Source organism: Bartonella sp. AP20NXHL, from assembly GCF_042196165.1.
GTDB lineage: Bacteria > Pseudomonadota > Alphaproteobacteria > Rhizobiales > Rhizobiaceae > Bartonella.
The window spans coordinates 23,862-40,516 of sequence record NZ_JBHIPV010000008.1 but is presented as its reverse complement, the minus strand read 5'-3'; the positions used below and the strand labels follow the sequence as shown (position 1 = coordinate 40,516).

Below are 16,655 nucleotides of genomic sequence, written 5' to 3'. Positions count from 1 at the left end.
CGATATTAAAGATTAGGATTTTGAAAAAACTGCTTTTGCTTTTTGAAACTGTACAGTAAATAGCACTTACATCGTATCAAAAGCTTTTCGCTTTATATTGGTACATTTTTTCTAATCTCACAAGCCCCAGTATGGTCCTGAATGCAAAAAAACATCTCCCTAAAAAGCAAAAAGCAAATCTTTTTAGCTGTACCTGAAACCTGTTATCAAACATTACCTCTCTTTTCCATACCAGATATAACATTGTATTTTTATCGTATTAAACCAACTTATCAATGTAATATGGTACCACAAAGAAAAGCAATTCTCTATGCGCCTTCTTTTCTCGCTTTATGGGCTTTATATTACGCAGTAAAAAATCCTTCTCTTTTTTCATCGATTTTTTGCTACGGAAAGCAATGGACTTCACCCCTTGCCTTGATATGGCTTAAATTACGTTTACAAAACGACCGCCGCCTTATGGGATCTGACGTCCCAAGCCCAATGATCATGAAAGCTTTGCATCAACACGTAGCAACAAATGAATACAGTGCACTTCCCATTGGTACGTGGTTACAATTCGTAAAAAACTATAAAACCAATTGTAAAAACTTATCCATCCCCCTCTTTTGGCTTGATAATTATAAAAATAATATCAATATCCAGCACATCATTTCAAAACTTCAAGACGACATATAGCTTTTTAAAAATACGATAAAAGCTCATCTCGTATAGGAATATATTTATGGAAAAAAAAGCCTTAATCGTCATTGATGTTCAAAATGACTTCTTACTAGGTGGAGCACTTGCCGTACCACAAGGTGATGCTATTTTACCCGCCGTCAATAATCTCATAAATCATTTTGACCACGTTATCTTAACCCAAGACTGGCATCCCAAAAACCATTGCAGCTTTGCTTCCTGCTATCCTGAAAAAAAGCCCTATGATACAGTCATTCTTGACTATGGTCCTCAAATACTTTGGCCTGATCATTGCATACGAGGAACACAAGGAGCAGAATTCCATCCATCTCTTAGAGTAGAAAAGGCACAACTTATCCTTAGAAAAGGCTATAATCAAAAAATGGATAGCTATTCTGCTTTTCTTGAAAATGATCAAAAAACACCAACAGGTTTACAAGTTTATCTCAAAGAACATGGTTTTACTAAGCTCATTATGTGTGGCTTAGCAACTGATTTTTGTGTCGGATTTTCTGCTCTTCACGCTATGCAATGCGGTTTTAAAGTCAGTGTTTCATTAAATGCCTGCGCTGGTATTGATGTAAACGGATCACTAAACACTATGCTTAAAACGATGAACGAAGCTGGTATAGAACTTTTAATGGTCTCTTAAAATATCCTTCTCTAATCTACCATTATAATACACTGATTTATAAAGGATAAATTATTTTACACATATTTAAGTAAGAGTCCAGAATATCGTAAATTCTCTCATTTCAAACCTGTTTCAAAAACATTCTCTTACACGTTACAAAGAGAATCAATGTATGAATAAATCATTCAAAAAAACAGTAAGAATGCTTCTTATGCCCCATTAAATGCAAGAGCTTGTCATAATATTGAAAGCTGATAAAAAGTATAACATCAGCTTTCTGTCTTATATTTAGGTCAAAAAGTATCCTAGAGATTGTACATTATTCCCTTCATGGGTAGTATCATGCAATGAACTCAACTTTAAAAAAACGCAAATAAGCAATAAAATAGTATTTTATTTTGCATGAAAGACCTCTTTTTACTCAAAGATATGCGATCAACAAAAGCGTGAAAATCTTCATTACTTAGACACAACATGTTTATACAATTGACGATTCTTAAAACGAATCGAAGAATATAATGCCATTCCAATAATACAGATTCCCACAAGTCCTGTTAAAACTTCAGGAACCGATATAATCGTTTGCAGATACATAATCACTGCAAGAACTAGAATTGCATAAAAAGCACCATGCTCTAAATAACGATAATGCAATAATGTTCCCGATTCAACCAACATAATTGTCATAGAACGAACGTAAAATGCACCGATACCAAGACCTATCGCAATAATAAAAAGGTTATGTGAAAAGGCAAAAGCACCAACCACGCCATCGAAAGAAAAACTAGCATCAAGAACTTCTAAATAAAGAAACGACCCTACTCCCCCGTGAGCTACTGTTGTTAAAGTCTTTTGAGGAGTATCCAAGAGATGACCAACAACTTCAACACCGATAAAGGTCAAAAGTCCATAAAGGGCTGCCAATAAAAAAGTTATTTTATTTTCTGCGTCAATCTGACCTGAAACAAATAAGATCAAAATCAAAACAATTGCAATATCAATTCCAACAAGCGCCCCAAACTTTTGAGCAGGTCTCTCTATAACATTAAGCCAATGCACCTCTTTTTCAGAATCAAAAAAATATTTTAAGCCAACCATCATAAGGAAAGTTCCTCCAAAAGCAGCAATCCCCATATGCGCATCGGTTAAAACTTCAGCATATCGATGTGGTTCCCATATCGCTAATTTGACTGCCGCAATTGGATTAATCCCAACAGCAACGACAACCACCAATAATGGAAAAACAATTCGCATCCCAAATACAGCTATCAAAATGCCCCATATAAGAAAACGACGACGCCACAATGGACTCATTCTACTAAGAACACGCGCATTGATAATAGAATTATCAAAAGATAAAGAAATTTCCAAAATTCCTAAAACAACGCAAATAAAAAAATATTTAAGAAAACCAGTAATACTTTCCGTTTCAAACCAACCAATAACCCCTCCTAAAAAGACACCAATAATCGTGAAAAAAAAAGCAAACCCAAAATAGCGTAATAGGGCCATGATCATTCCTCAAAGTTTATTTTCTACTTCATCTAAAGCACACCCAGTACAAATCCAAAGTTTGCATCTCTTTAAAGTTGCATCTATTAATGCAGAGGTGTATAGAATATATATGGTAAAGTTACATGAAAATTCTCTCAAAAAAAGCAAGAGACAAATGTAGCAAACAAGGAATTTTGTTTTGAAGTGAATATCAATTGTCAATACAATAAGTGAAAGATTGCTTTCTATCCACGAAAATAAAAAAATAAAAAGAAATTAAAGCTATAATATTGACATTATATCATAGAATATTAATACATAGTGTGCTTTTATTATTTAATGATTTATACCATGATGATTTACCGAGGGAGATAATTCGTGGCACGTCCTGAAACTGAATCAAAAACCATATTTGGAAAACGTTTACGTTATGTACGTCTTGCTTTAGGCGATCCATCACGTGAAACCTTAGCTAAAAGTTTTAGCATGACAAAAAATTCCATTGCTTTTTATGAGCGTGGAGAGAGAGAACCCAATCTTAGTGTCTTACAAACATACCGCACGTTATACGGTGTCAATATTAATTGGCTTTTAACTGGACAAGGAAAAATGTTTGACACCGAATATACAAAAGGTGATTTTGACTGGAATTATTTTATTAAAAAAATCGAGGGACTGGAAGAAACACTTGCCGATAGTGATCGTAACGAAAAACTAAATCAAGAAAAAATCGACAGTTCTTATGAAAAATTGCAGCAATATTTGTCAAGACAAGGTTTATCAAATAGTTTTAACCCTAAAACTACAACCTCTCTTATCGATATGAAAGCTAAAATGGCCAATTCTTACACCCTTAGCTTATTCATTGATTTACTCATTCGAAGCGTATCCCAAAAAGAGGTTATAGCTAATCAATAAACGTCTATTTCAAAAGAAAAAACAAGAAATGATTAAACTCTACCAGTATGGAGAAAAGTGTTTTTACTTTATCCGTGCTGGTGAAATTTTGTATAATTTATAAATTTTGTTTCTGTAACGACAATAAAAATATTTGCGTTGTAAGTGAAAGTATAGTGTCTTTAACTTAAAAAAATAATTTTATAGTATAAAATTCTCATTCATATCTTATTGACAAGAAATTTTTTCTTGTTAAAAGAATAATAGCTCTCATAGAAATTATTTTTTTAAGTCAGAAAATTTAAGGGGAATATATTGACGACTTCCTATAGAGACATACATTAATGTTTACAAACGGATTAGTTAAATATTTATCCTGAAAATTATCAGCTATTTTATGAGGTGAGAAACATGTATTTTGAGGTGTTTCAAGGAGTTCACAATCAATGGTACTGGCGTTTAATCTCAGGAGATGCACAAAAAATTGCTTTTTCTAGTAAAGGCTATCCAACAAAACAAGATATCCTAATCAATATTGAGCAAATAAAAGAAGTTACACATAAGGCTCTTATTAGAGAACTACAATCCTAACGTTCTTTACCATTAAAACAAGCGTTTATTTTGTATAATGGTATGTTGAGTTATTTTTGTGACAAATGAACAGTGATTGTTTTTCCCTCAATGAGAGGGCGTTTTTTGTATTATTTCTGACGCTTACAAATAACAGTCATATTCTTACAGATTATGTGTTTATTTTCAATCACACACAAATCTCTATAGCCTTTATCAAAAAGAAAATCTCTTAAGTCTTGTATTTTTCATAAAAAATAAACGCACATGAAGAGAAGATAAACATCAATGAGAAATATAATTACTCTACAAGATATTAATATCTTTTACGTTCATATTCCTCTTCTGTATCTGATAATCATAACTGACTTACCCATTTCATCTTCATAAAAAGCAAATATCTCTTTCTTCCTATTATCATGCAACTTTTTATACCTATTAGCTGAAACTATCGTAGCATTTATACCTTACATCTAAAAGGAACGTGCAAAATTGTTTCCAGCAATAATATAAAATTGCTGGATTGTATAGACGCGCTTTTTAATAACCAGCCTACCTATAAACTGGTTTATCATCATAAACTCTTATTTTATGACCAACGACGCTCTGTCTTATAAACTTAAATGTTTTCATAAAATCAGAGTAAACTTGAATATTCTCTTCTAATACAATATCTCCATCAGCACCATAATTGGCTTCATTAAAGTTTATCTCTCTCGTCATTCCAATCTTCCTAACACATTTTCAAACCCTTTAATGCAAAATATGAATACAATCACTCTTTATCATCTTCAGATTTAAGCATTTTTTTATATTTCTTTTCATTTTTTTCATATTGCTTAATTTGTTTTTTCAGTTTTTCAATTGCTTGGTCACGTCTTTTAATCACCATACTTTGCTCTCTAATAGCTCTATCTCGTTCTTCAGTCATCTTCATAGAATCTCTTAAAAACTCATGCTTTATTCTTCTAGATTCCTCTTTTAAAATTTTCACTTGACTGCGATAATATAAAGAAAACCGAAATATAACCCCGCTGCACAACAAAACAACAACCATTGCTCCCAATAAAATTTCGTTTACACTCATTTGGATCTCCCTTAATTGTCGCTCAAGTGATCATCTTGACCAATTTATTTCATCCTCAATCAAAAAAAGAATGCAATAAATTGCATGTTCCAAGTGTGAACAATCACTCTCGGCATTCTTATTTTCTCCATTAAAGCATTGATCAATGGCGCAAACAAATCTCTGAAAGCGGCTAAATCTACACTCACACCAATTATTTGCGACACATTTATTGACACAAAATACAAAAATAAGGAACGTCAAATAAAACTAACGACGCAATGCAATCATAAAAGCCTTGCCCAAATCGTTCCTATCTTCCTTTTTACGCCATGTGGAATGCGGCTATATGAAAGTTTTTCATTATTACAAAAATCTTCACTGTCACAAAGCACAGCATTTCTGTAAAATTTTGCCTTCCCACAAATCTTTACATCACCATAAACTAAAGCATCATTATAAACTCGAGCCTTTCTACAATCACGAGTATCACCATAAAATTCAATACATTGAACATTCAAAACTTGATCAAAAAAGACCGCATTAGCGTAAACATATGCATCTCCACTCATATTCAAATAACGATAAAGTTCTTATTTTTCATAAACATGCAAACTCTTACGAACGACTACACAACCATATGTTAATGCATTGTTATAAATAACAATATCATTGTAAACACAGACTTCATTATAAACCGCAGCATCATAAAAACACACTCATCCCCATAAGGGCATTGATCGAATGTATAATTCTACCAAACAACCACCTTTGTGGATCAGATTACCTTCCTGTTTAATAAAATATCCAAGATCACTTTTTTGATATTTCCCAATTTTTTAATGCATATATACGATATACCATCTGATAGTGATCTAATTTATTACAATAAAGGAGAAATCAGTATTCTTTGCCTATGAATTTACATTTTTTCTACAGCCATTATCCTATCTCTTAAGGCTCTAAAGCTTCGTTATATTCACATACTACCTCAACGCAGAATTTTTTTACAAATTCTGATGTTGGGGTATATCTTGATTTATAATGCTGCTACGTATACTATCACAGTGAAATCTCATAAACATACGAGTGTGTATCGCCCTTTCTGGTATACACATTTACTTTTTCACAACCGTGGAACTAAGCAACCATTTTTATTGATTCGAATCTGAAAGTGTATGGGGACATTTTGTTATTAGTTAAAAACAACTCTATATGCTTCCTTAGCGAAGAGCTACACATGGATATTTTCACGCTCCTTGTATCATATATTCTGGATTCGCAACGCAATATTAACGCTATAGCGTAAATATGTAAAGGTCTAAAAATGACAAAGACTGAAAAAGATTGGTTCCAACGCTTAGTTGAATTGATAAAAAGTGACGGACGAACAATGATTGAAATAAGCAGAGCTGCAGGCTGTGGACAAAATTACGTCCAACAAATGATAAATGGGGGAAAGAGGCCTTCTGTAGATAAACTCATGGCTATTTTGAACACACTGGGAAATGCTAGTGCCATATATGTAATAACTGGTTTCAACATCTCCGATGAAGATTTAAAACTCATAACTTTGATTTCGTCTGGAGATAAAAAGAAGATTGAAGCCTTAAATGTTCTGTTGAATGAGCAGAATCTGTAGAATTTTCTACTTTATCCAATATCGCTTGCTTTTGAGACGTCGATAAAGACTCCCATTTCACAATAATATCAGATAAAGTTGTTTCAAATTTTTTATCATTCTTCATAGTCATACTCCATGTAGTCAAACTATATAACGCTAAAGCGTTCAAATATATCTCATACCTTAGAAAAAAATATTTGCAATAGGCAGTATGGAAGCAATTGTGTACAAACTTATTTTACAAAATCAGATGAAGTTCTATTAGTCATGTACCATGGTGAAACAAAAGGCATCACACGATCCAGACCTTACTTATGAAAATTGGTATAATCTATCAAAAACGCGAATAATGTTACGCAGATCTTGCGATTCGGACCAATGAAAACTAATGTGAAAATATCCCTGAAGACACTCCTGAACTCTATATAAGAGAACACGAAAAAGCTTTTTGAAAAAATACATCACAATTTTATGCTACATAGCACTATCTATGTTTTTTAAACAATATTGCAAAGCAAGAATATAACAATGTTATAGGAATAAATTCTTATAAACAGAGCCACACTACCTAAAACTCTGTAACACGTTTACAGGTAACCTCCCCTCTAAACACACCTTGTAAATACTAATATAAGTCTCTATCATGAGCAAAAATGATATTCTTAAAAAATAAAACGAATCACCACGCACAATCTTTGTACGTAAATTGTATACAGATTTACAACAAGAGAGAAATTCCCTTATGCAAGAGAAATTCCCTTATGCAAATGAAGAATTATATTTTCAAAGTATGATTTTGAAGAAGAAGTGTACTTTTACAAAAAAATCCCCCTCTCTGCCAATACTTTTTCATAAGAGAGAAAACTCATAACAAAGATAAAACTCTCTACACGATCAATACGAGAAAAAGGTTAGCAATACAAAAAAGTGGTAGGTTTACCGCAATATTGCCAATCCCTTATGAGAGTAAAATTAAAAAAGACGTCTGCTCTTCAATAATAATTCGGATCACATGAAAACTCTATAATTTGAACATTAAGAAAAAAATACACAAAGACAGAAAATGGCATTTTAACGAATTTTCTAATATCATAGAAAACATTTCTTACAGAATAATAAAAGGCTTATTACAATAAAATCGGGATGATGCAAAGCGATAGAAACAATCACTCAATTGATTTTTCAAAGAACAATTGATGAAATTCTTTTCAAAGAACACGCCTCCGTCACTATGAACAATATTTCTCAAAAATCAAATAGAACTCCTTTCTTGGGAAAAAGAAAATATCAACAAATGTTATCATCGTTGACCCCATGATACATATGAACGCCTATAGATCACATTCTCTTATATACAACCTTTCATCACGATGATGCTATTCGAACGTCTAAAAGACATTAACATCACTTAGAAAAAAGCAAATTTACACTAAATGTTTTTTGAGCCATTTGTTCTGAACAGGCCCAATCTTTAAAATTTGTTTTATTGAGATCTGTTTATTTGCAGAACAAGTATAAATAAATTTATCCAATGAAGCTTTTAGCCGTCTATTTTATGAAGCACATCACACAAGAAAAGTACAAAACAGTATATGAATTAAGAAAGTAAATAGCGACACATATCAGTTAATCAAAATGCTACAATGTTGCAAATGAGAGAACTTCTTTGATGAGACTAAAAAAATATACCCTCACTTTATATTAAAGTGACTGAGAGAAAAAAAATGAAACAAACAACGACTAAAGGATTTTAGAACGAACAGGAAAATAAATAAAAAAAACGAAAAAGGTAGAATCTCAAAACTTTTATATAAGCGATCCATTTTTCTATTGGATATTTCCCTATTGGTGGGCCCGGAGGGACTCGAACCCCCAACCAAGCGGTTATGAGCCGCTGGCTCTAACCAATTGAGCTACAGGCCCCACATAGGTTGTTTCTCTCTAAACTAAAATGCCCTATGATACAAGAGCTGACAAAGATTATAACCCATCTTTTTCTCTTTTCTATTGGTTTTTTTTTCAGTGCTCTAATTTCTTTACAAAAACTCTTAAAAATGAGAGAATAATTAACTGACAAATATAAAGGTATAGATATGATAGAAAAGAAAATTCAACCACTGAAGGGTTCTCTGGTTAAAACAGTTATATTAGCATTTACACTCTTAACCACATCGTTGACTGTACGTGCTTATGCTGAAGAAAATAAAATGAAAAATGCAACAATTACAGTGACAGCAATCGGAGAAAGTCAAGCCGCACCGGATATGGCAATTATTAATCTAGCCGTTGTTACCTATGATAAAACTGCCCAAAAGGCATTAGCTTCCAATAATCAATCCATCAATGATATTATAAAAGCTTTTAAAAACAATGGTATCCAAGCAAATGATTTGCAAACATCAGGCTTATCCATTTATCAGTCAACCTCTGATAAACAGCACGAAAAAAAGAATAATGAAAAACTCTATCATGTTTCAAATTCTTTAACCGTACGCATTCGTGATCTTACCAATGCTGGTAAAATCTTTGATCAAGCGATGTCACTAGGTGTTAATTCAGTTAACGGCATTACTTTTACCAACGCAGATACAAAGCCATTTTATCAAGAAGCACGTAAAAAAGCCATTACTGAAGCCATTGAAAAAGCGCAAACGATAGCGCAAGCGGCCGATTTAAAATTAGGAAAAATTATTGAAATCAATGAAAAGGATGATTACTATCACCCAACACCACGTCTCATGAGTAGAGCAGCAGATGTAAGCTACGCAAATACAAATTTTGCAGGTGGTGAGTTAAATTATAACGTGAGCGTCACTGTAGTCTTTGCGATCGATTAAGTCACAAACAGTTGTATAAAAATTACATTACTGGCCTTCACGTAGAAGACCAGTAATGTGATAAAGATATTCTTCCTCAGATAATAATTCGTCTTCGTAAACCTCTATTTGTCCGCGTGCAGAAATACGCGCTGTATGTACCGTCTGACAATCTCCTGATACTAATGGATGCCACCAATGAAGATCTTTTCCCTCATAAATTAATCTATAAGCACAACTTTCTGGAAGCCAACGCGCTGTTTTAACTGTCGTAATGTCTAGCGACATACAATCTGGTACAATTGATTTACGATGAGCATAATCTCGACACCTGCAAGTTTCCCCATCTAAAAGACGACAAGCAATACTGGTTGCATAAAGGTCACCCGTATCGTCGTCCTCAACTTTATGGAGACAACAACGGCCACAGCCATCACAAAGGCTCTCCCACTCAGAAATGGAAATCTCTTCTAATTTTTTTACTTTCCAAAAGGGGAGTTCTCCACTCATAAACTCAGACACACCTTTTTTAATTAAGACGATCTATAAAAATAAAACGTTTAATTTCTATAATTTCATCTATTTCTGTCTCTTAAAAAGATTCAACTCAATGTATACTTTAAACCATGTTCTTAAAATCTATCTGAATAAAAAGAGAATATTCAAAAATAGCGCATATAAATGAACATAACCTATTGAAAAATCTCTTTATAAACTGACAAAGAATAAAATGCGTTACCTAAAATGATAGAAAAATCCCGCAAAAGAATACACATTTTTCATCAAAAAGTCCGTATGTTGCAATATAAGTTTATTCCTAATAGATCCCATTTCTTAAAAAACGAGCTGCGCTATACGCAAGGTAATGTTTTTATCGTTCATTTCTTGAAAGCCCCCCTACTCTCTACTCCATAAACACCCTTTGCCCTATATCTATTCTTTTGAGACAGAGAAGTATAAAGCCCCAAAGCTAAGAAAAACATTAAACATCGCAAACTTTCTAGATTATTCAAATTCTTCCCATGTTTTTCTCAAGAAAGTATCCAAGTACAACATGACGCACCTCCCCCCCCTTCATTAAGAAGAAAGAGGAAGTTATTAAAATGCACAAGAATTCCTTTATTTAAGAATCGAGAAAACTGCGCAATTTTCGTGAACGGCTAGGATGTTTCAATTTACGAAGTGCCTTTGCTTCAATCTGACGAATACGCTCTCTTGTAACTGAAAATTGTTGTCCTACTTCTTCCAACGTGTGATCTGTATTCATCCCTATTCCAAAACGCATCCGCAAAACACGTTCTTCCCGCGGTGTTAATGAAGCAAGAACGCGTGTTGTCGTATCTCGCAGATTAGCTTGGATAGCTGCATCAATTGGTAATAACGCATTCCTATCCTCAATAAAATCACCCAAATGGGAATCATCTTCATCACCAACAGGCGTTTCGAGAGAAATAGGTTCTTTTGCAATTTTAAGAACTTTTCGTACTTTTTCTAACGGCATAGAAAGCTTGCTAGATAATTCTTCTGGTGTTGGTTCTCGTCCAATTTCATGGAGAATCTGACGCGAAGTACGAACGATTTTATTAATTGTTTCAATCATATGAACAGGGATACGAATTGTACGTGCCTGATCAGCAATTGAACGTGTAATAGCCTGACGAATCCACCATGTTGCATAAGTTGAAAACTTGTAGCCGCGCCGATATTCAAACTTATCCACAGCCTTCATCAAACCGATATTGCCTTCTTGAATAAGATCAAGAAACTGCAAACCACGATTAGTGTATTTTTTTGCAATTGAAATGACAAGACGCAAATTAGATTCTACCATTTCTTTTTTCGCAATAGTTGATTCGCGTTCACCTTTCTGCACCTGCATAACAATCCGACGAAATTCACCAATCGAAATAGCCGTTTCTTGCGCAAGATTTTGTATCTCACTTCGCAGTTTTTGGATTTCTTTTGCTTCACGCACCGAAAACTCTTTCCAACCAGGTGTAGGCAAGGCAGCAATATAATTCATCCAATCTGCGTCCAATTCACGCCCTTGGTATTCTTTTAAAAAGTCCTCATGGCCAATGCCATAGCTATTGGCAATCCGTTTCAGCTTACCTTCATTATGAATCAATCTCTTATTGATGTCATAAAGCTGTTCAACCAAAGCTTCAATACGATTTTGGTTTAAAGAAAGAGATTTTACTGCTTGAATCAACTCACCCTTTAATTGAATATATTTCTTCTTCTGAGAAGAAGTAAGGGCCCCCTCTTTACGCTCTGCCAAACTGCTTTCAACATGCTGATCTTGTAATTTTCGTAATTTCACATAGGTTTGAGCAATAAAATCCAATGTTTCCATAACTTGAGGACAAAGCTCATTTTCCATTGCAGCAAGCGATAAGTTAACATCGTCATCGTCTTCTTCATCATCGTCTTCAATATTTCTCTCTCCTGCGCTCTCCCCCATATTACGTATACCAGAAGACATTTTTTCTTCTACCGTCTTATCAACTTCACTTCGCTCAATAATAGGAGCCTGCTTTGCTTCTGGACCAGCATAAGTCGTTTCAAGATCAATAATTTCACGAAGAAGAATACGCTGCTCTTTTAACTCGTCACGCCAGATAATAAGAGCCTGAAAAGTCAAAGGACTCTCACAAAGTCCCGCAATCATTGTCTCACGCCCTGCTTCAATACGCTTAGCAATGGCAATTTCGCCTTCCCGCGAAAGAAGCTCAACAGCTCCCATCTCACGCAAATACATACGCACCGGATCATCCGTACGATCTGTTACTTCGCGTTTATTCGTTGTCGTTGCAATTGCGTGGCTAGAGGCTTCTACTAAATCACCACCCTCTACCGTAACTTCTTCTTCATAATTTTCAGACTCAACTTCATCCTCATCATCCACAACATTAACCCCCATCTCAGAGAACATCGCCAAGATATCTTCAATTTGTTCGGATGTAACCTCGTCAGAAGGAAGAACTGCATTGAGTTCATCCATTGTTACGTAACCATTTTTTTTGGCAAGCTTAATCATTTTCTTGATGGCATCATCAGAAAAATCAAGAAGAGGACTATCCAAACTCGCTTGGCTTGTTACTTCTGCATTATCTTTCTGTTTAACCTTTGTTGCCATACCATAACTCCACTCGATCACTTCACAGTTTCCATGTAACCATAGTTTCCATGTGACCAGTTTGTTTGTTCTCACTAAAATCTACCAATAGTTACTCATATATACTTCCTTTTAAGAGATTACTATTGGAAAGAATACATTTTGTATATGCCCTGACATCCAGACAAACTCGACATCCAGACAAAAACGCGGGAAAACTCCAGAAGTTTCCCCGACACCTCTCAGCCCTTCTGAGATAATCTCTGTACCCTATCGTAAGAACCAATTTCCCGCTTTTCCTAAAATTTACCCGCTTTTTCTAAAATTTAATTGTCATCTTTATAAAAATGTCACTCCACATAAAGTTCCTCATCTAAAATTTAAGTGACTGATTCGCATTAAAAAAGCGAATCATTTTATCGTATCTTGTGTATTCCCGTCTATTTTTTCATCCAACCAACTTCCAAACCCTTCAATTAACGCTTCTGTTGCCTGCATCTGCTCCAGCTCATTTTTTACCTCACGAAGCAGATCAAAAACCTCACTCTTAGGATTTTCTACAAGTTGCTCTTCAATATCCTGTAATCTCTTATGTAGGTGGTGTTCTTGAAGATGCAAGTAGACAGCTTGTTTTAATATAGCACGTGCATCTTCTATAGGGGCTCCACCAAGGATAATACGCATACCAATATTTTGCACAAGATGTTTCATACGCTCTAACAGAGCTTTTTGTTCTCTTTTCTCTAAGAATGCAACCATCGTCTCTTTATCATGAAGCTGTTGGTCCCCAAGAATTTCCAACATAGCTTGATGAAGAGTTATCAATTGAGTATTTTTTAATTCTAACTCAGAAAGAATTTCAAAATTTTCATACCACAACTCAGGATAGTAAGCTAAAGTGAGTAAAATCACTGCTTCACGCAAAGGAATAGATTGCGAAGAATTTCGTACTATTTCAGAATTTGCTAACAGAGAAAAGGTTTGATCTTTAAAGGTCCTATTTGGTGAAGATTGATCATATCGCCCTCCCCCCTTTTTTTTCGAAAAAGAGGGACGAAAAAAATCAAAAAGGCGTTTTTTTACATCTTGCAAATAATAACGGCGGACATCTTCATCCTTAATCGTAAAAATTTGTTGTTTCAGTTGTTTTTCTAGCGCTGCTCGTGTCTCTGGAATTTCAAAATGCTTTCCATAGGTAGCTCGCCACCATAAAAGCTCACTCAAAGGAATTGCCTTTTGCAAAAAAGAAGAAAAAAGCTGTGCTCCACCAGCACAAACAATTTCATCAGGATCTTTCCCTTGTGGCAACAAAACAAAGCGTACACAAACCCCAGCCTTTAAAAGAGGCAACACACGATCAGCAACACGAAAAGCAGCTTTTAAACCAGCATCATCACCATCAAAACACAAAATGGGCTCCTTCCCCATCTGCCATAAAAGCTCAATTTGCGCTTCCGTTAATGCTGTCCCTAAGGGCGCTACGACTCCTTCAAAACCAGCTTTAGTCAATGCAATGACATCCATATACCCCTCAACAACAAGAAGTGAATGAATTTTTTCATCGCCAACAAAGCGACTATTTTTGCGAGCTGCTGCCGCGTTATAAAGTATATTTCCTTTATGAAACAGCACTGTTTCAGGGCTATTGAGATATTTTGCTCGTGTCTCTTTCTCTAATGCACGCCCTCCGAAAGCCACCACACGTCCGCGCAAATCTTCGATAGGAAACATAATGCGATTTCTAAATCGGTCATAAGAATCCGCGCTCTCCTCATGCACTGAGAGAAGCCCACATTCTTCCATTTGCTTTATTGAAATGCCCAGTGCACTCAAAGCTTCTTTCAAAGCTGTACGCCTTACCGGTGCAAAACCAATGCGGAAACGCTCTACAAGCTCTGGTGTAACACCACGTGCATCCAGATAACGACGTGCTTGCGTACCTTCTTTATCGCGTAAATTATATTGGAAAAAATCTGTAGCAATTTTCATCACATCATAAAGGTCAGCTTTTTCCAGTTGACGTTTATGACTTTGTGAATCCAAAATAGGGAGTTTTATTCCCGCAAAATCAGCCAAACGCTCTACACTTTCTGAAAAGTGCAATCCATCAAGCTCACACAAAAAGGTAAAAATATCTCCACTTACACCACAACCAAAACAATAATAGCGCCCTTTATGATCATCACAATGAAAACTTGGCGTTTTTTCACCATGAAATGGACAGCAACACCAAAAGTCTCCCCGTGAAGGCTTACTTTTTCGAGGATCAAAATCCACCCGTTGCCCAATCACTGTTGAAATTGGGAGTCTCGTACGCAGTTCATTAAGGAAATCGGGCGGAAAACGCATTATCTCTCACAGAGTTTGAAAATTCTTTTTTGCATATTTAACGACTTTAGAGCATAATTCCAATACTTCCTCTTAAGCAGTTGTAAAATTTTAAACCCTCAACTGCATATATTTTTAGAAATGGAGAATAAAAAAGTGATCGAATTTATTGTTCAATATCCGTGGTTAGAGGCTATTTCTTGGCTTATTATTCTTACTATAGCTGCCCTTTTAGTGAACTTTCTAGGACGAAAATTACTTATTCACGGAGCAAAAAAACTCTCTTCTTTTCTCCCCAAAAATACAACGATCGATATTAATAATGCTATTCAATACATGGCAAATATCACTTCAGCTTTTATTCTTTCAATTGGTGTTAATTTTATTCCAACATTGCCCGATGCATTTAGCACTGTCATCGGTAATGTTGCCAACGCCTTCATTATCTTTTTTGTTGTCCTGACAATTTCTTCCTGTCTCAATGTCATTAACATCCTTTACGAACAACGACCAACAGCACGACTAAAACCAATAAAAGGTTATATTCAAATTGCTAAAATTGCACTTTTTGCTGTTGCAACAATTTTAATGGTTGCTACATTGATTGACCGCTCCCCTCTTATTCTCTTCTCCGGTCTTGGTGCAATGGCCGCGGTTCTCATGTTAATTTTTCAAGATACGCTCCTTTCTCTCGTTGCCGGTATTCAAATTTCATCCACTGATATGGTTCGCGTTGGAGATTGGATTGAAATCCCCAATCTCGGTGCCGATGGTGATGTTATTGAAATTGCCTTGCATACTGTTAAAGTTCAAAATTTCGACAACACCATCACCTCAGTTCCTATCCGTAAACTTGTGACCGACCCTTTTAAAAATTGGCGTGGCATGCAAGAATCAGGTGGCAGACGCATCAAACGCTCCCTTTTTATTGATCAATCAAGTATCCATTTTCTCACAGAAGAAGAACAAAAATATCTTTCTCGATTTAATTTATTAGAAAATTATTTCACGCAAAAAGTAGCAGAAATTGATCAATGGAATGCTCAATTAGATAAAAATCATGATGTTTTAGCCAATACGCGCCGTTTAACCAACATTGGAACTTTTCGTGCTTATGTTTTTGCTTATCTACAACAGCATCTAAATATCAACCCTAATATGACCTATATGGCAAGGCAATTACCTCCTACAGAAAATGGTTTACCCTTAGAAATCTATTGCTTTACGAACACCACCGTTTGGATAGACTATGAACAAATTCAAGGCGATATTTTTGATCACCTTTATTCTATTCTGCCCTGTTTTGGTCTAAAGGTTTTTCAAAATCCAAGCGGTTATGATTTTAATCAAGTATTAAAAGCAAAAGTGAAATAAAAACAATAAACTTCAATTTATTAATTTTGAAGTAACCACATTCACAACAACAA

15 protein-coding genes and 1 tRNA gene are annotated in these 16,655 nt (G+C 34.9%); 7 read left to right on the top strand and 9 right to left on the bottom strand.

The window, feature by feature from the left end; all coding sequences use genetic code 11:
- The first annotated feature begins 141 nt into the window (after positions 1–141).
- The gene (locus ACFILL_RS05890) at positions 142–678 is read left to right on the top strand and encodes a hypothetical protein (RefSeq protein WP_273790794.1); all 537 of its coding nucleotides are present in this window, start codon (positions 142–144) and stop codon (positions 676–678) included.
- 46 nt (positions 679–724) lie between these two features.
- Positions 725–1,333 (top strand): bifunctional nicotinamidase/pyrazinamidase, encoded by a 609-nt coding sequence (pncA, locus tag ACFILL_RS05885; RefSeq protein WP_273790795.1) that lies wholly within the window; start codon positions 725–727, stop codon positions 1,331–1,333.
- A 441-nt stretch (positions 1,334–1,774) separates the two neighbouring features.
- Here the strand turns inward: pncA and ACFILL_RS05880 are convergent, their stop codons facing one another.
- On the bottom strand, positions 1,775–2,827 hold the full coding sequence (locus ACFILL_RS05880; RefSeq protein WP_273790796.1) for a DUF475 domain-containing protein: 1,053 nt from the start codon (positions 2,825–2,827) through the stop codon (positions 1,775–1,777).
- Between the two features lie 360 nt (positions 2,828–3,187).
- Between ACFILL_RS05880 and ACFILL_RS05875 the strand changes: the two genes are divergently transcribed.
- Positions 3,188–3,727 (top strand): helix-turn-helix transcriptional regulator, encoded by a 540-nt coding sequence (locus tag ACFILL_RS05875; protein ID WP_273790797.1) that lies wholly within the window; start codon positions 3,188–3,190, stop codon positions 3,725–3,727.
- Between the two features lie 390 nt (positions 3,728–4,117).
- Positions 4,118–4,297: a DUF1508 domain-containing protein gene (locus tag ACFILL_RS05870; protein ID WP_273790798.1), complete on the top strand. Its 180-nt coding sequence runs from the start codon at positions 4,118–4,120 to the stop codon at positions 4,295–4,297.
- A gap of 531 nt (positions 4,298–4,828) precedes the next feature.
- Here ACFILL_RS05870 and ACFILL_RS05865 read toward each other — a convergent pair.
- The 3 genes from ACFILL_RS05865 to ACFILL_RS05855 all read right to left on the bottom strand — a co-directional run bounded on the left by ACFILL_RS05865 (position 4,829) and on the right by ACFILL_RS05855 (position 5,914).
- Complete coding sequence (locus tag ACFILL_RS05865; RefSeq protein ID WP_375631186.1) at positions 4,829–4,999, bottom strand: hypothetical protein; 171 nt, start codon at positions 4,997–4,999, stop codon at positions 4,829–4,831.
- Positions 5,000–5,051: 52 nt separating this feature from the next.
- On the bottom strand, positions 5,052–5,363 hold the full coding sequence (locus ACFILL_RS05860; RefSeq protein ID WP_273790799.1) for a hypothetical protein: 312 nt from the start codon (positions 5,361–5,363) through the stop codon (positions 5,052–5,054).
- 266 nt (positions 5,364–5,629) lie between these two features.
- Positions 5,630–5,914, bottom strand: coding sequence for a hypothetical protein (locus ACFILL_RS05855; RefSeq protein WP_375631187.1), 285 nt, complete (start codon positions 5,912–5,914; stop codon positions 5,630–5,632).
- Positions 5,915–6,669: 755 nt separating this feature from the next.
- Between ACFILL_RS05855 and ACFILL_RS05850 the strand changes: the two genes are divergently transcribed.
- Positions 6,670–6,984 carry a helix-turn-helix domain-containing protein gene (locus tag ACFILL_RS05850; protein ID WP_007347852.1) on the top strand — a complete coding sequence of 105 codons (315 nt, stop codon included), beginning with the start codon at positions 6,670–6,672 and terminating at the stop codon, positions 6,982–6,984.
- Here ACFILL_RS05850 and ACFILL_RS05845 read toward each other — a convergent pair.
- Positions 6,908–7,090 carry a hypothetical protein gene (locus ACFILL_RS05845; RefSeq protein WP_273790801.1) on the bottom strand — a complete coding sequence of 61 codons (183 nt, stop codon included), beginning with the start codon at positions 7,088–7,090 and terminating at the stop codon, positions 6,908–6,910. The genes ACFILL_RS05850 and ACFILL_RS05845 overlap by 77 nt on opposite strands.
- A 1,722-nt stretch (positions 7,091–8,812) precedes the next feature.
- Positions 8,813–8,889, bottom strand: a tRNA-Ile gene (locus tag ACFILL_RS05840).
- Between the two features lie 170 nt (positions 8,890–9,059).
- Between ACFILL_RS05840 and ACFILL_RS05835 the strand changes: the two genes are divergently transcribed.
- Entirely contained in the window at positions 9,060–9,803 is a 744-nt protein-coding gene (locus ACFILL_RS05835) for an SIMPL domain-containing protein (protein ID WP_273790802.1), read from the top strand.
- A 27-nt stretch (positions 9,804–9,830) separates the two neighbouring features.
- On the opposite strand, the gene ACFILL_RS05830 is transcribed toward ACFILL_RS05835, so the two are convergent.
- The 3 genes from ACFILL_RS05830 to dnaG all read right to left on the bottom strand — a co-directional run bounded on the left by ACFILL_RS05830 (position 9,831) and on the right by dnaG (position 15,249).
- On the bottom strand, positions 9,831–10,292 hold the full coding sequence (locus tag ACFILL_RS05830; RefSeq protein ID WP_273790803.1) for a YcgN family cysteine cluster protein: 462 nt from the start codon (positions 10,290–10,292) through the stop codon (positions 9,831–9,833).
- A 613-nt stretch (positions 10,293–10,905) separates the two neighbouring features.
- Positions 10,906–12,921, bottom strand: a complete 2,016-nt coding sequence (rpoD, locus tag ACFILL_RS05825; RefSeq protein ID WP_273790804.1) for an RNA polymerase sigma factor RpoD — start codon at positions 12,919–12,921, stop codon at positions 10,906–10,908.
- Between the two features lie 390 nt (positions 12,922–13,311).
- Complete coding sequence (gene dnaG, locus ACFILL_RS05820) at positions 13,312–15,249, bottom strand: DNA primase (RefSeq protein WP_375643446.1); 1,938 nt, start codon at positions 15,247–15,249, stop codon at positions 13,312–13,314.
- Positions 15,250–15,384: 135 nt separating this feature from the next.
- On the opposite strand from dnaG, the gene ACFILL_RS05815 reads away from it, so the two are divergent.
- A complete protein-coding gene (locus ACFILL_RS05815; protein ID WP_375631190.1) occupies positions 15,385–16,602 on the top strand; it encodes a mechanosensitive ion channel family protein in 1,218 nt (405 codons plus the stop codon).
- The last annotated feature ends 53 nt before the right edge of the window (positions 16,603–16,655 follow it).

Excerpts from the sequence above, each read along its gene's own strand:
- ACFILL_RS05890 (WP_273790794.1), top strand. The coding sequence starts at position 142 with ATGCAAAAAAACATCTCCCTAAAAAGCAAAAAGCAAATCTTTTTAGCT.
- pncA (WP_273790795.1), top strand. The coding sequence starts at position 725 with ATGGAAAAAAAAGCCTTAATCGTCATTGATGTTCAAAATGACTTCTTA.
- ACFILL_RS05880 (WP_273790796.1), bottom strand. The coding sequence starts at position 2,827 with ATGGCCCTATTACGCTATTTTGGGTTTGCTTTTTTTTTCACGATTATT.
- ACFILL_RS05870 (WP_273790798.1), top strand. The coding sequence starts at position 4,118 with ATGTATTTTGAGGTGTTTCAAGGAGTTCACAATCAATGGTACTGGCGT.
- ACFILL_RS05865 (WP_375631186.1), bottom strand. The coding sequence starts at position 4,999 with ATGACGAGAGAGATAAACTTTAATGAAGCCAATTATGGTGCTGATGGA.
- ACFILL_RS05860 (WP_273790799.1), bottom strand. The coding sequence starts at position 5,363 with ATGAGTGTAAACGAAATTTTATTGGGAGCAATGGTTGTTGTTTTGTTG.
- ACFILL_RS05855 (WP_375631187.1), bottom strand. The coding sequence starts at position 5,914 with ATGAGTGGAGATGCATATGTTTACGCTAATGCGGTCTTTTTTGATCAA.
- ACFILL_RS05850 (WP_007347852.1), top strand. The coding sequence starts at position 6,670 with ATGACAAAGACTGAAAAAGATTGGTTCCAACGCTTAGTTGAATTGATA.
- ACFILL_RS05845 (WP_273790801.1), bottom strand. The coding sequence starts at position 7,090 with ATGAAGAATGATAAAAAATTTGAAACAACTTTATCTGATATTATTGTG.
- ACFILL_RS05835 (WP_273790802.1), top strand. The coding sequence starts at position 9,060 with ATGATAGAAAAGAAAATTCAACCACTGAAGGGTTCTCTGGTTAAAACA.
- ACFILL_RS05830 (WP_273790803.1), bottom strand. The coding sequence starts at position 10,292 with ATGAGTGGAGAACTCCCCTTTTGGAAAGTAAAAAAATTAGAAGAGATT.
- rpoD (WP_273790804.1), bottom strand. The coding sequence starts at position 12,921 with ATGGCAACAAAGGTTAAACAGAAAGATAATGCAGAAGTAACAAGCCAA.
- dnaG (WP_375643446.1), bottom strand. The coding sequence starts at position 15,249 with ATGCGTTTTCCGCCCGATTTCCTTAATGAACTGCGTACGAGACTCCCA.